The organism is Leptolyngbya sp. FACHB-671, from assembly GCF_014695745.1.
Taxonomy (GTDB): Bacteria; Cyanobacteriota; Cyanobacteriia; order Elainellales; family Elainellaceae; genus JAAUTN01.
The window spans coordinates 12,520-26,393 of sequence record NZ_JACJOV010000150.1 but is presented as its reverse complement, the minus strand read 5'-3'; the positions used below and the strand labels follow the sequence as shown (position 1 = coordinate 26,393).

The 13,874-nt window shown below is 47.4% G+C and carries 11 protein-coding genes; 10 read left to right on the top strand and 1 reads right to left on the bottom strand.

The genetic code is table 11. The features are described 5' to 3' along the window. Positions 1-119: 119 nt before the first annotated feature. Complete coding sequence (locus tag H6F93_RS24005; protein WP_190686393.1) at positions 120-1,490, top strand: Type 1 glutamine amidotransferase-like domain-containing protein; 1,371 nt, start codon at positions 120-122, stop codon at positions 1,488-1,490. A 106-nt stretch (positions 1,491-1,596) separates the two neighbouring features. Here the strand turns inward: H6F93_RS24005 and H6F93_RS24000 are convergent, their stop codons facing one another. Continuing rightward, complete coding sequence (locus H6F93_RS24000) at positions 1,597-1,971, bottom strand: nuclear transport factor 2 family protein (protein WP_190686390.1); 375 nt, start codon at positions 1,969-1,971, stop codon at positions 1,597-1,599. A gap of 310 nt (positions 1,972-2,281) precedes the next feature. Here H6F93_RS24000 and H6F93_RS23995 point away from each other — a divergent pair, with 310 nt between their 5' ends. The 9 genes from H6F93_RS23995 to H6F93_RS23955 all read left to right on the top strand — a co-directional run bounded on the left by H6F93_RS23995 (position 2,282) and on the right by H6F93_RS23955 (position 13,832). Next, positions 2,282-2,701 (top strand): VOC family protein, encoded by a 420-nt coding sequence (locus H6F93_RS23995; protein WP_190686387.1) that lies wholly within the window; start codon positions 2,282-2,284, stop codon positions 2,699-2,701. A gap of 52 nt (positions 2,702-2,753) precedes the next feature. Continuing rightward, entirely contained in the window at positions 2,754-3,266 is a 513-nt protein-coding gene (locus H6F93_RS23990; protein ID WP_190686384.1) for a DUF1579 domain-containing protein, read from the top strand. 27 nt (positions 3,267-3,293) lie between these two features. Beyond that, entirely contained in the window at positions 3,294-3,866 is a 573-nt protein-coding gene (locus tag H6F93_RS23985) for a putative glycolipid-binding domain-containing protein (protein ID WP_190686380.1), read from the top strand. A gap of 847 nt (positions 3,867-4,713) precedes the next feature. Further along, entirely contained in the window at positions 4,714-5,940 is a 1,227-nt protein-coding gene (locus tag H6F93_RS23980) for a response regulator (RefSeq protein WP_190686375.1), read from the top strand. 2 nt (positions 5,941-5,942) lie between these two features. Further along, the gene (locus tag H6F93_RS23975; RefSeq protein WP_190642926.1) at positions 5,943-6,299 is read left to right on the top strand and encodes a response regulator; all 357 of its coding nucleotides are present in this window, start codon (positions 5,943-5,945) and stop codon (positions 6,297-6,299) included. A gap of 15 nt (positions 6,300-6,314) precedes the next feature. Beyond that, positions 6,315-6,824, top strand: a complete 510-nt coding sequence (locus H6F93_RS23970; protein ID WP_190686372.1) for a chemotaxis protein CheW — start codon at positions 6,315-6,317, stop codon at positions 6,822-6,824. A 278-nt stretch (positions 6,825-7,102) separates the two neighbouring features. After that, complete coding sequence (locus H6F93_RS23965) at positions 7,103-8,212, top strand: TRAP transporter substrate-binding protein DctP (RefSeq protein ID WP_190686369.1); 1,110 nt, start codon at positions 7,103-7,105, stop codon at positions 8,210-8,212. A gap of 47 nt (positions 8,213-8,259) precedes the next feature. Continuing rightward, positions 8,260-11,247 carry a methyl-accepting chemotaxis protein gene (locus H6F93_RS23960; protein ID WP_190686366.1) on the top strand — a complete coding sequence of 996 codons (2,988 nt, stop codon included), beginning with the start codon at positions 8,260-8,262 and terminating at the stop codon, positions 11,245-11,247. A gap of 164 nt (positions 11,248-11,411) precedes the next feature. Further along, positions 11,412-13,832 carry a methyl-accepting chemotaxis protein gene (locus H6F93_RS23955; RefSeq protein ID WP_190686363.1) on the top strand — a complete coding sequence of 807 codons (2,421 nt, stop codon included), beginning with the start codon at positions 11,412-11,414 and terminating at the stop codon, positions 13,830-13,832. Positions 13,833-13,874: the final 42 nt, after the last annotated feature.

The window sequence follows — 13,874 nt, the reverse complement described above, 5'->3', positions numbered from 1 at the left end:
TAAGGGGAAATGATAGATTTGGGTGTTTGATTTCGCAAAAGTTTTTTAACTATTGAGAGTTCGCTTGATTGAACCTGGCTATTTGCCTCAAAGCAGATGTCTTTTAACAGCAATCACCCATGACAAAATTAACTCGTTTGGTACCGATTTCAAAAGTTGCGATCGCTCTCACTTTGGCTGTGTTTGGAGTCCAAGCTTCTCCTGCTAGAGCAGGCTCTTTGGTACTCGTGGGTGGAGAATGGGCTTTTCCTGGCAGTGGTGGTAGTGAGGAAACCTACGGGGTTTCTATCTACCAAAAGATTGTTGATTTAGCAGGAGGAACTGCCGATGCCAAAATTGGCATTATTTCTACTGCCAGTTCTAACCCACCTCGTTCGGCAGGCTTTTATCTTGAAGATTTTGAGATTTTGTATGGCGATTCTGTAGATGTAGAGTACATTCCAATCACGCGGGATACTTGCAGTGATTATAAGAATGACTCCAGTTCTTCAGTTGTGAGTCAGATTAGTGATCGCAACGCCTTTATTTTTACGGGTGGGGATCAGTCTTTTATTACTGACTGCTTCTTCAATGAAGATGCAGAGACTCAGACTCGTACTGATACTGCGTTGATTGAGTCATTGCGACAACAGTTCGATAAGGGTGCAGTGATTGCGGGCACTAGTGCTGGAACGGCTGTGCAGCCTAGCGAACCAATGGTGACAAACGGAGAAAGCTACGAGGGATTGCGGGATGGTCCAGTCAGTCTTGTAGGCAGTCCACCGTTCGATAACACGCTGTACTATAACCCGCTGGGAGGGTTGGGCTTCTTTGAATATGGTTTGTTAGATAGCCACTTTAGCGAACGTGGACGGCAGGGACGGATCATTCGTCTAGCGTCTGATCTGGGTGTTAACAAAGCCTATGGTGTAGATGAGAACACCGCTCTGGTCGTAACTGATGCGGGAACTGACGCAGTCAATTTCTCGGTTTTAGGGCAGGGAGGAGTGTCTATCTTTGACCTATCCGAAGCCAACGTAGGCGAAAAAAATAGTTATTGGACAATCGGTGGAGTTACAGAAACTTACCTGAATGAGGGTGATCAGTTCAATCCCCTGACGAACGAGCCTGCTTTTGGCAATAAAACGCCGATTACAAACGAGCAATCCGGTGAGGTTCCACTAGAAAGAAATATTTTCAGCTATTTCGATGATGAACTAGGTACCTGGACTGATCCACGAGCCTTCACGGAAACGGCGATCGCCCTGTTTAACAGTACCGAAACTCAAGCCTTTGGTCAGAGTCTTGAGTCTAATCCAACCTATGGTGTAACTCTGACTAAATCTCCTGGGGCAATTGGGTTTTCTGGCACCGATAGCCAGGGAAATGTGCGCTATTCCTTTGAAGATTTGGAAATTGCGATCGCTCCTGTCCCTGAGCCTGGAACACTGTTGGGTTTATTTAGCATTGGCGTGCTAGGACTGGGATATCGGCTTCCGCAAAAGCGTTAGTCGCAAGTGTGATTCTTAAGGGGGAAGGCTTCGGTCTATCCTCTTTTTTGTTCTCATCGCTTCTATGACACTGATCTACACCAAACACTCACCTGTCTCGTTGGCATTATAGAGGAATGATTTGACTCACATGACCTGCTATGATTTGCCAGCGATTTTGTCGTTGCATCCAGACACGAGTAAAGCGATAAGTTTCTGAGAAAGCTTGACCGTTAAGAACCCCATCAATTTCTGCTTTAAGGGTGACGACGACGCAATCGCTACTGTAAGGGTGAAATTGGCGATCGCTAATCTCCAACTTTGTGAACCGAAAAACTCCGGAGCGGTATGCGTCCAAATCGGATTGCTTGTTACTTACAAAACCAGTGTGCATTGTCCAAACCAGGTTGTCGGCAATCAACTCATCCAGTACAGCAACATTGCTAGTGAGCATAGCTTGCTGCAATTTTTCTTCCAAATTTTCGATAGTTCTATTATCCATCGCTGGTTTCCCCTCTATGGGTTGAGGAACGTTTAAGTTTTACTGAGATTAACTGCAATAACTTCGCTACTGAGAACAGTAATCTTCATTTTAGGATAGCGATCGCTCTGGCTTGCTCTCATCTCACAGCAAAGGGTGAACTGATTCCTGTATGTTCTGCATTTTCCTCTGTAGTTAGGTTTTCCTAAAGATAAATTGCAGGAGTGAGTAAAATTGATAAACAATAGTACAATTGAACTATTGTGCGGGATAGCTCTATCACTTTAGGCGATCGCAATTCTTGATTATTCTTTAGCCAAAGGAGCGTACCATGAAGTTGAATTCTTACTTGATGTTTAATGGTCAGTGTGAAGCAGCGTTTAAGTTCTACGAACGGTGCTTAAACGGGAAAATCATAGATATGATGACCTATGCACAGTCTCCAGACCCATCTATGATTGCGCAGGTGTCTTCAGAGTGGCGCGATCAGATCATGCATGTTGCCCTGATGATAGACGATCAGGAATTAATGGGTTCTGACAATCCACCTGGATATACGGAAGAGCCAAAAGGGTTCTCCGTATCGATTGGGCTGGACAATCCATCGGAAGCAGAGTGCATCTTTCACGCATTGGCAGAAAATGGAACGGTCCGGATGCCGCTCCAACAGACATTTTGGGCTTACCGTTTTGGGATGTTAGTCGATCAATTCGGCATTCCCTGGATGATTAATTGTGATCAAGCTGCTTGATGCCCAGATCAAGAAATACTGTGATTCCTTGAAAGAATAAGGAGATAAAGTAATGGAGACTAATACAGCTCAACAGGAGTCAATGATGCATTCTGAACCTCAAAAAGAACATCATTGGCTCCAGAGATTAGTTGGTGAATGGACATATGAAACTGAAGCATCAATGGGTCCAGATCAGCCGCCAGCCAAATGTATGGGAAACGAAAGTGTGCGATCGCTCGGCGAACTTTGGGTTGTGGCAGAAGGATACGGTGAGATGCCCGATGGTGATACCGCAACAACCATGATGACGCTTGGCTATGACTCCCAAAAACAACAGTATGTAGGCACTTGGGTTGGGTCAATGATGACCTACCTGTGGACATACAAGGGTGAGATGAATACCACTGAAACGGTGCTGTCACTCCACAGCGAGGGTCCTGCAATGTCTGGTGAAGGGAAGATGGCAGAGTATAAGGACGTGATTGAGTTTAAGGGCGATGACCACCGAGTGATGACTTCTCACCTCTTGAAGGACGATGGACAGTGGCAACAGTTCATGACTGTGAATTATCATCGCAAGTAATCTGAACCTTGTCTAATCAGTGCTTTGATGAGCTCTCTCGATCACACAATTCTTTGGCAGAGATTGGATCTGCCTGGACACGACATCTGCCGACTCTGGAAATCTACTGCTGGCTGGCAATTATCCGGTACAGCGATCTTCCTGTTCGAGCAGATGCCGTGCCTCCTTGCTTATGAGGTGAGTGTTAATAACAGTTGGCAGACCTGTGCTGCCAGTGTTTCGGGTTTCGTTGGTCAATCAGACGTTGCGCTAGCGATCGCTCCTACTTCGAACGGACATTGGAGTATCAACGGAATAGAGTTCCAGGAAGCAGCAGGCTGTATGGACCTTGACCTCGGCTTTACGCCAGCCACTAACTTGATCGCAATCCGTCGCATGGCGTTGAGAGTTGAGGAACAATCGCAAGCCCCCGCAGCATGGCTGGACTTTCTAGACTTCAAACTAAAACAACTTGAGCAGTACTACCGTCGTGTCTCAAGCTATGAATATGAGTATGCAGCCCCCGACGTAGACTATGCTGCAACATTAGAAGTTGATCGTTTTGTGGCACGCCTACAAGTGAAAGCCACGGAACCATCAGTACCGGATGACTTCATCTAATTACTAATTCCAAAAATTAGGGATACAGAGGGTCGGCGGAGTGCCCTTCCCTCTGTATCCTCTTTGTAGAGAAACGGTATAACTCTCCTATCAATTGCATCCGTTACGTGTTGCAAGTGTTGCAGGTGTTGCAGTAGAATTGCCCTAACTCGTAGAATTTACACATTAGGAAAAAGTACCAAAGTCCTATCAGTGTAAACTTTGTTTAAGTTTCAACATAACCGTATTGCGAGGTGGTTCAGGCAGCTCAATTGATTTTCTTGTTGCCCAGCGTACCTTTGCGGAAATACGGTTGAGATTACATTAATCTAGGGCTCAAGATTCAAGGAATCTTCATACAAATCGCTAGTCTTTGAGGCAGCGAGAGGATATTGTGTTGGGAGTAATGCTCGGCATCTGCATCAAAAGTTGCGCAAAATCACGAATTGCATCTAGCTTCTGTGTAGGTCAATACCTTTTGTGCAGCGAACAGACTGTTTTGCCTTCTACCTGCTCTGACTATAATGTAATGCAACGAGCCAAGCTAGAACTGTACTAGTCACAGAGTATTTCAGGTCATCGCCACAGCTTAGGGTGTAAGCTTTCCAGGTTCCAACGTAATGCAGTTAACACTAAGTGTTGCTATTCGCCTAGCTGATTGTGCTTCTATCGCTGCTAATTGTGCCTCTACCTGTAGTCATATTTTGGGAAAAATCGTCTTGCTTAGTTTGACGTTGTTTCACTAGCTGATTGGTTGTCTTGCTGTCAGTTCTACATCAATTGTTCAACCCTTCCCTTGAAGGGCTGTTTTGCTTATCTCAATGGCACAAAGTGACTGTCTACTCAATACATTCCCTGTTGATTCGTCATGGTCATACCGGCAATTTATAACTTTGCGTTTCAAGCGCAAGAGTTGCCCCAAAAACTGAACCACGCAACTCAAGATTTGCTTGAGGGCACGCATACGGGCTATTGGCTTTGTGAATTTCCTGCTGCTCCTAAAAACAGTCAAGTCAATCCGTTATATATTGCTTTACTAGAAGGACGGGTTGTCTTCTCAGGGAAACAACAGTTCTCCTGGCCGAGCTTGCTTGAAACACTGCAGCGTTATATCCCTCGTCTCCGCCACAGCAGCGTCAGGCAAACGATTCTCACTTTAGAGCGGAAACTCACTTCAACGCAGCATAATGCAAAACGCATTATTATTCCCAGGCTGTTGAACGAACTGCGTAAGCTGAGCCTGGTCGAGCAGTCAGAAATTACCCAAGCATTGCGCCTGAAGATATTGTCAGACCTAGACCTGTGTTTGTTTGACTGTTCAGGACAAGCTCAGTTTTTGCCATCCCCTCAGTTACATGTGGAATCTCCAATTCCCGGTTTTGAACTAGAAAGCTTGCTTTCTGATGTTCAAAAGCGACAGGCGTTATGGCGCAAACTCCAGGCTCAAATTTCTTCTATGGAGAGCGTTCCGATTCTCAACACTGAGGCGGTATCCCGCTCAAATTTGTCAATTGAGCAAAAACGACGCTTGGAAAATCTGGTTTTACATGGCAAAACCTTGAATGAGATTGCTGAAACGCTAGCTCAAGATTCATTAGAAATTGCTAAAGGGTTTGCCAAACTGGTCAACGAAGGATTAGTTACGCTTGACACATCTACCGCTGCTATTGTTCCAGAGATTGTCATTGTTGACGATTCTCCAATCATTTTGAATCAGTTCAAGCGTTTGGTTACGACTTGGGGCTATCAGGTGAAGCTCTCTCAAAACCCTGCTACTGCGCTTAAAACAATCCTGTACTCCAACCCGGCAATTATCTTTTTGGATATCAATATGCCGGAGATCACGGGCTTTGATCTGGTTAAGCAAATTCGTCGTCAGCCTAAGTTGGCTTCGGTTCCTTTAGTGATGTTAACGGCTGAGAAAACGCTTTCCAATAACTGGCGGGCACAGTGGGGTGGCTGTAAGTTCTTGTCAAAACCGGTGGTGATGCAGGAGGTACCACGATTTCAGGTTGAGCTTCGAGAATTGTTAGGAGAATTAGCGCCGCTACAAGCCTCAAATCAGGTTGAGACGCATTTAGTCCAGGAGAAGTGATCATGAGATTTCTAATTGTTGATGATAGCGCTGTAGATCGGCATTTCTTAACATCCTTACTTGAGGGAATGGGGCATCAGGTTGAGTCTTGCGAAAGTACGGCAGGGGTGATTGATAAGATTGCGACTGGCAATTACACCGCTGTATTTCTGGACATTGTCATGCCTGAACAGGATGGCTATAAGTTTTTGCGGGAGTTGCGTTCTAACCAGAACACGGCAAAGCAGCATGTCATCTTTTATTCCAGCAAGAAGACTGCTGTGGAAATCAATTATGGAATTAAACGAGCTGGGGCAAATGACTATTTGCCGAAACCCATGACTCGCGAACGTCTCGAACAAACCTTGCAAAAGTTCTAAAGTTTGAGGCCAGATATGATAGACGCTGCGGCAGAGGGTCTTATGCAGGGAGAGACGGAGTTAACAACGTCGCCGTCTCTGCAAGATCGCTATATTCTCACTCAAGTTGGAGATCAACAATTTGCTTTTCCGTCGGTGTGTGTGGCTGAGATTTTGTTGATTGAGCGATCGCAAATCTTAGCGTTGCCCTTTTACGATGCGGCCATTCTGGGAGTGGTTCATAATCATGGACGGATTGTGCCGCTGGTTGAAATTCAGCGGTTGTTTAAGAAAACATCCGGATTAATGCGAGAAACCGTGAATGTGGTACAGCTAAGCCAGGAGACTGAACATCTGGCAGGTATTGGGATTGTAGTTGATCAGATTTTGGATAACCGTTCGCCTGGGCAACTTCCCGATGACATGTTGAGTGTTGCTGCATCTAAGCTTTCTGGAACTGTATCGCCGCCTGTTCAGGGATCAATTCAGCTTTTTCGTCCTGAACTGTTGAGCGATCGCCTTTGGACACCTCAATACTGGCATTAAATCCCGAGGAACCAATCGTATTGCTGTAGGGGTGGGTACCACTCACGCTTGGCGAAGACCTGAATGACTAGGGACGTGAACTGTGAGAGTTAGTGATACCGATTTGAATAGATTTCGCAACACATCAATTTCTGTAAGGGCGCACTGCGGTGCGCCCCTACACGCCTCTGCAACGTCCTCAAATTAAATCGGTATGAGTACTGCCTACCCTGCAAAAGATGGTATATGAACTGGACCGTTTTGCTTGAAACTTCATTCACCCTTAAACGAGAAGAACTGTGAAACGTAGACATTTACTTCGTCAACTCACCATTGGCACCGCTACAGCAGGCACTCTAGCTGCGTGCAGCAATCAACCCCAATTTTTTGGCTCTCAAGTTCAATCAGGTTCTCAGCCCCGAGTTGAATGGCGAATGGCAACCAGTTGGCCCGAAAACTTGGATATTGTGTTTGGGATAGCAAAACTGATTTGCGATCGCGTTAATGAGTTAACGGGTGGAAATTTTCTGATCACGGCCTTTCCTGCTGGTGGAATTGCCCCTCCTTTGGAAATTTTGGATACCATCCAGGCGGGCACTGCCGAATGTGGTCACACGGCTGGCTATTACTACACTTCCAAAAATCCAGCTTTTGCCTTTGCGACCAGTGTGCCGTTTGGGCTAAGTCCTAACCAACATCTAGCCTGGATGTATGGGGCAGGTGGGTTAGACCTGCTGCGGGAAGTGTATGCCGACTACAACGCAATCAACTTTCCCGCAGGCAGTACAGGCAACCAAATGGGAGGTTGGTTTAAGCGAAAAGTAAACACCCTGGCTGACTTGAAGGGGCTAAAAATTCGGATGCCGGGTTTGGGTGGAGAGGTGATGAAGCGTTTAGGGGCAGCCGCCCAAACTCTCCCGCCTGAAGAAATTCCCCCTGCTCTTGAGCGAAATGATATTGAGGCGGCAGAGTGGGTTGGCCCTTACGAAGATGAGAAATTAGGACTAAACAAAGTTGCTCCATTCTACTACTACCCAGGATGGCATGAGCCTGGAACCACTTATGAACTGATTGTGAATCGGGGCTCCTGGGATCAGTTGCCTACCGGCTATCAGCAAGCTCTGCAAGCTGCTGCTGCTGAGGCTCAGATTATGATGCTCTCTCAATATGATGCAGCCAATCGCGAGGCATTGCAGCGATTAGTGAGTAGTGGAACGGAGTTGACCCCTTACTCTAGCGAAATTATCAATGGCGCACAAGCCGCAGCCTTGGAGCTATACGAAGGATTTGCTAGCCAGGATGGCAGTTTTCGTAGGATTTATGACAACTGGAAAGGATTCCGCCAGGGAATTTATCAATGGAATCGAATTAACGAACAGAGTCTGGGTGAGTTTATATCTCCTAGTTAGATATCTTTCGCTTTCATGCAACTTAAATAACGTAGGAACCTATCGTTATGCCTGCCCAACATCAGAACGTATCAGATTCCCAACAGAATACTCCTAAAAATACAGCGAATTCAGCCCCATCTGCTCAAACTTCGCCTTCTCCTGGAGGTCCAGCAATGATGGATATCGCTACCTCAAAGTTAAAACAATCGCTTAGAAGATCGGGTCTGAATCTCTCGAAAGACTACCTGCTAGGCAGGGGGTTGAGCATCGGTGTTAAAGCGACTATTTTGGCAACTGTGTTTGGTGTGCTGCCTGTATCGATGGTGGGTTGGTATGCCTATCGTTCTGGAGACAGTGCGATTACTCAACAGATTGCTGAGGAAAAGTTGCTTGAGGCAAATCAGCTTTCTGACCAGGTGAGTCGCTTCCTGGAAGAACGATTGGCTAACATCAAAACGGTCGCCACGATCGCCCATCACCTCATTGAAGATGAGGGAGTGGGTAATCTTAGTGTCACTTCTCCACAGCGGGCTGTGCTGGAGCAAGCTGCATCAGAGGAATTTACTACATTTGTTCAAGACTATCGAACCTACTCAAGTATTGCTTTATACGATCTCCAGGGTGAGGTGATTGCCCAATCTCAAGGTTCTGCGCGGGAACTGAATCAGAAAGATGCGGCTTACTTTCAGCAAGTTCTCAGCACAGAGCAAGCCGTTGTGAGTGAACCGAATACAACGACGGGTGTAGATGGCACAGAGAGGCTCTCCATTTATGTAGCGGCTCCGGTCGCAGATGAGTCTGGAAGAACAATCGCGGTCGTTGCAGCCAGGATTCCGGTAGAGTATGTGGGAAACGCAGTTCTCAGAACAGCGAGCTTGCGCGAGGGAACAACCTACCGGCTGGTGGATAGTTCAGGCAATGTGTTCCAAGACTTACCTGATACTGACAGTAATGCACTAGGTGGGGCGATCGCTGAGGCGGTGCCCCTTTTCCCTGAAGTGAGTGCCGAAAAACGGCAGCAAGCCTGGTTAGCAGAGTCCGCAACGGGTGAACAGCTAAATGCCTATGCCCCCATCAGAACGGCTGCAAACCTGGATTGGAGCGTTGTCACCTCAGTTGAATCTAATGTTGCTTTTGTGCCTCAGGGGCAGTTGTTGCGAGCGATCGCCCTGGGTACAGTCCTAACTGCTCTCGTCGCGGCTGCGTTGGGTGCGTTTTTAGCAAAACGGGCCACTGACCCGATTCAGCGAGTCACCAAAACGGTTGAAAAGTTGGGACAAGGTGAGTTAGAAGCCCGAATCCCAGTGCGAGGTAGTGATGAGTTTGCAATTTTGGGTGCCAACGTCAACCAGATGGCGGCCCAGATTCAAAACCTGCTGCAAACCTTGCGCCAAAACTCGGAGCAGTTAAGCCATCAAAACGATATGTTGGCAAGTCTGGCTCAAAATGAAGCGCTGATTCAAGGAGATGCTCAAGAGGTGGCTAAAGCCTTTACTGAGACGATCGCCCAAACCATTCAGGTGGATTGCGTCAGCATTTGGGTGTATACGAGCGATCGCACTGGACTTACCTGTCTGGATCAGTATGACCATTCCACCAAACAGCATAAAGATGCAGATATCTTGACCGCGATTTATGCGAAGGAGTATTTCCAGGCGATTGATACGGTGATTGCCACCACAAATGCTATTGCTAACCCTGCAATTTATAACCTCTTTGCAAATGAGAAAATTGCATCTGGTATTCAGTCGGTCTTAAACATTCCAATTCAGATTGGGGGGCAAACGGCTGGCGTGATTCGCTGCGACCGCAACGCTGAGCGGGCATGGCAGGCAGATGAACAAACATTCGTCACCTCAGTCGCAAACCTGGCGTCGATTGCGATAGAAAGTGAGATTCTGCAGCAAGAAGTGAGTCATTTGCTAGACGTCGTATCTGAAGTAGAAGAAGGAGATTTGACCACTCAGGCAAGAGTGAGCGATCGCACCACAGGACTAGTTGCAGATACCTTTAACCGTTTGATTGAGCGACTCACAGCTGTAGTGACTCAGGTGGTTGAGGCGGCTCAGCAGGTTTCAGAAGGAGCCAACCAGCAAAAGGCAATGGCTGAAGTCGTGGCGACTAACACCGAACAGCAGGCACAGGCGGTTACTCAGGTTTTGCAATTGACCGAGCAAGTTGAGCAAATGGCGCAAAGCTCGGCTGAGAAAGCCAGAGCAACCACCACTTCGCTGGAAAGTGTGCGGTTCACTGTGGAACAAGGACAGGGAGCGATCGCTACTTTGACGCAAGGAATTGAGGTCTTGCAAGAAGGTACCAACCGAATCGTGCAACAGATGAAAACGCTAGGCGAATTCGTCGGACTTGCTGACCAGTTTGTGCAGGAACAAAGCCAGATTGCTTCCCTGACTCAAACACTGGCACTCAACGCTTCGCTGGTCGCCGCTCGCGCCTCTGAGCAACGCGACCCCAGACAATTTGCCGTTGTTGCCCGTGAGTTTGATTCGATCGCCAATCAGGTGGGTCGATTGGCGCAGCAAACCAATGAAGGACTGGTGACACTAGAGCAACGCAGTACCCAAATTCATAGTGTAGTTTCGATCATTGATGCCAACATTCAGAACCTGGGAGGCTTGGTGAGAGGCTTCACTGAAGGGGTTGATCAATCCAGTCAGGTATTTAGCAGTGTCCAAGTGGTGACAGAGGAAACTGTAAATGCAGGTGAGGCAGTAACTCAATCCAGTCAGGCAATCGTAAATGCGGCTCAGTCTGCGGCTCAAGTGGTTCGAGACATTGCCGAAATTGCTACCCAAACGGCGGGCTTGTCTCAACGCACCCGCACTCAGTCCGAGAAAATGAATCTGCTGTCTAATCAACTGCTGCAAAGTATTGAATTCTTCCAGTTGCCAACCTTAAAAGGCGACAAAACGGTAATTCAAACACCCGTAGATCTCTCTCAGGCAAAAGTTCCAACCGTGGACATCTCTGCTAACACATCGGACAGGGTTGAAACGCATCTCTCGGCTCAAACTGTTCCTAAGCGATCGCTCTAAACAATTTCAAGCAGGTTTCATGTTGGTCTAAACAGGACAGGGTGTGCGGTTTGAAGTGTTTTGTATCGATTCGGCAACTTTCATATTCCTGAACTTTATTCAGATCGTTTATGTCATTCACACCCCACACTCCCCGACCTTCCACCCCTAACTCTGCTAGTAGAATGAGTTTTCTCAGAGCGATCAATCAGCTTCCACTCATTCAACGGTTTCGTCTCAACTCGATTGGCACCAAATTGTTCATCTCAGTTGTGGGAGGTGCTTTGGTGGGAGTGGGTGGCATTACTTTTCTGTTTGGTGAAATTGTCAAATACCAGGCAGAAGCACAAATCCAACAAGCTGTGAGTGATAAAGTACAGCTCTTAGATGGTCGTTTGGAACAAGCCGAGCTCTTTGCAGAGAGCCTGAGAACCAGCATCCTGGCGCTGCATCTTCGCAATACCAATTCAGCCGAAACCTATCGACAACTGCTATTTGAATTGTTTAAAGACCGCCCCAGTTTTGTTAGGGGTTTAGGTGTTGGTCAAAGTCAAAATGGCATTTTGCCTCAGCAACAGTGGTTTTCTGCCTACTACTATCTTGATTCGGGGGAGCCAGATGCGGCTGGAACGTTATTGTCTCCGCCTTACAATGACGTTCGTTATGTAGACGGAACTCAAGCCAACAGCTTCTATCCTGAAAGCGATCGCTACCGCACCTTTTTTGTCCCTCAAGAGGATGTTTGGTCATCCCCTGCCTTAGAGGAGCAACACAAGACCACCTACTATGCTCAGATTCTAAAAGATGGTGCAGGTTGGCTAGGAACGGTGTTTGTCGAACTAGACCCCACTGCATTCAATGATGTAATCGAGACACCCGTAACGCAAGGAGCCGGATATACAGCGCTGCTGACTAGAACCGGGCAGGTGATTGCCAATCCATCTGCTGCCACTGAGACAGACCCGGTAGCCACCTATCAATCAGTTCCGGGGCTAGAACCCGTTTGGTCAGAGATGACCGGTCAAGCCGGAATTTTAGAAGGTGAGGAGGGGTACTGGGCCTACGAACAGATTCCTGAAAGAGAGTGGATTGCAGTTGCCTTTGTGCCCTATGAAGCAGTGTTTGATCGGGTTGCACTAATCACAGTGGGTGGAACGCTTGCCGTCGGGTTGGCTTTAGCACTGGTGGTGGCTTTGTCGGTGCGATCGCTCAATCACCGCCTGCGGCCCATGTTGGCTGAGTGTCATCGGATAGCCGGTACGGATGCAGAAAAGACTGCCCTAGAGCAGCAAGACGAAGTAGAACAAATCTCCACTGCTTTCTTTAAAGCCCTAGAGCAACTCAAACTTGACCAGGAACAAATTCAGCAAGATCTGGTTAATCGCGTCCAAACCGAAGAACAATTAAAGCAGATGGCGATCGCCGAGCAAGCCAATCAAAAGCTGCAAACCGAAGTTGAGCAGCTTTTGAGAATGGTTGCGGCGCTCGAATCAGGTGACTTGACGGTAGAAGCCCGCAGCAGCACTGGAGTGACTGGCTCAATCGCGAATACCTTAAATCGTCTGGTCGAGCGGTTAGGACACGTCATTGCGATCGTTTTGGGCACTACGGAATACGTTGCTCAAGGAGCAAACCAGTTAGAAAAATCGGCAGTCTCGGTTTCAAATAACGCTGAACAGCAAACAGAGTCCATCATCCAGGTGCAAAACCTGATCGAGACGGTGGATGACTTATCTCAAGAGGCTGCACAACAAATAACTGCTACTAGTGAAGCAGTTCGGTTAACTCAATCCGCAACGCTCCAAGGACAGCAAGAAATCACCACTATTTCTGAAGGAATGAGTAGCCTTCAGCAAAACACAAACCAGATCACCAAACGGGTCGAAATGCTCACCAGTTATGTGGAACTGGCGGCCCAATTTGCTAAGGACCAAAAACGAATTGCCTCCATGACTCGGATTTTGGCGGTAAATGCGTCTATGTTGGCAAACCGGGCCGCAATGCAACAAGATCCACAACAGTTTGCCAGCATTACCCGTGAGTTTGAAACGGTCGCGGCTCAGGTAGACGACCTCGCATCTCAAACCAACCAAAGTTTGATTTTGCTGCAACAGAGAACCGACCAAATTCAAACTACGGTATCTGGATTGGACTATGACGTTCAAGAAATTAGTCAGCAGGTGAGTGACTTTACCGTTGGGGTAGACCAGTCTTTGCAGGTGTTTGACACGATTCAAACGGCGAGTGAGCAAGTCGATCAAACGTGGCAGCAGATGGTGCAGTCCAGTCAGGCGATCGCCACTGCCGTGCAAACTGCTTTGCAGTCTATTCGTACTATTGCGGCGATTGCCGTTGAAACATCCGAGCAGGCAAGTTTGACAAAGGCACAGACTCAAGAAATAGAGCAACTAGCTCAAATGTTGCTCCAGACGGTTGACTTCTTTAAGTTGCGACCTGGTACTATCCCCAATTCATCTCACGAACCTGCATTTCCTACCTTTCACAGTCAAACTCGCCAAAACGGACACTCTGCTTTAGAGGAGCCCCATCCGAGTACTGTGAATGTTGCAGTGAGTCAGCCTGATGTGGGTCAACTGATGAACTGATTGGTATTGCCTCGATTCAACCCATGAATTTTGTTCAAGGAC

Excerpts from the sequence above, each read along its gene's own strand:
- H6F93_RS23960 (WP_190686366.1), top strand. The coding sequence starts at position 8,260 with ATGCCTGCCCAACATCAGAACGTATCAGATTCCCAACAGAATACTCCT.
- H6F93_RS23985 (WP_190686380.1), top strand. The coding sequence starts at position 3,294 with ATGAGCTCTCTCGATCACACAATTCTTTGGCAGAGATTGGATCTGCCT.
- H6F93_RS23970 (WP_190686372.1), top strand. The coding sequence starts at position 6,315 with ATGATAGACGCTGCGGCAGAGGGTCTTATGCAGGGAGAGACGGAGTTA.
- H6F93_RS23990 (WP_190686384.1), top strand. The coding sequence starts at position 2,754 with ATGGAGACTAATACAGCTCAACAGGAGTCAATGATGCATTCTGAACCT.
- H6F93_RS23975 (WP_190642926.1), top strand. The coding sequence starts at position 5,943 with ATGAGATTTCTAATTGTTGATGATAGCGCTGTAGATCGGCATTTCTTA.
- H6F93_RS23995 (WP_190686387.1), top strand. The coding sequence starts at position 2,282 with ATGAAGTTGAATTCTTACTTGATGTTTAATGGTCAGTGTGAAGCAGCG.
- H6F93_RS24005 (WP_190686393.1), top strand. The coding sequence starts at position 120 with ATGACAAAATTAACTCGTTTGGTACCGATTTCAAAAGTTGCGATCGCT.
- H6F93_RS23955 (WP_190686363.1), top strand. The coding sequence starts at position 11,412 with ATGAGTTTTCTCAGAGCGATCAATCAGCTTCCACTCATTCAACGGTTT.
- H6F93_RS23980 (WP_190686375.1), top strand. The coding sequence starts at position 4,714 with ATGGTCATACCGGCAATTTATAACTTTGCGTTTCAAGCGCAAGAGTTG.
- H6F93_RS24000 (WP_190686390.1), bottom strand. The coding sequence starts at position 1,971 with ATGGATAATAGAACTATCGAAAATTTGGAAGAAAAATTGCAGCAAGCT.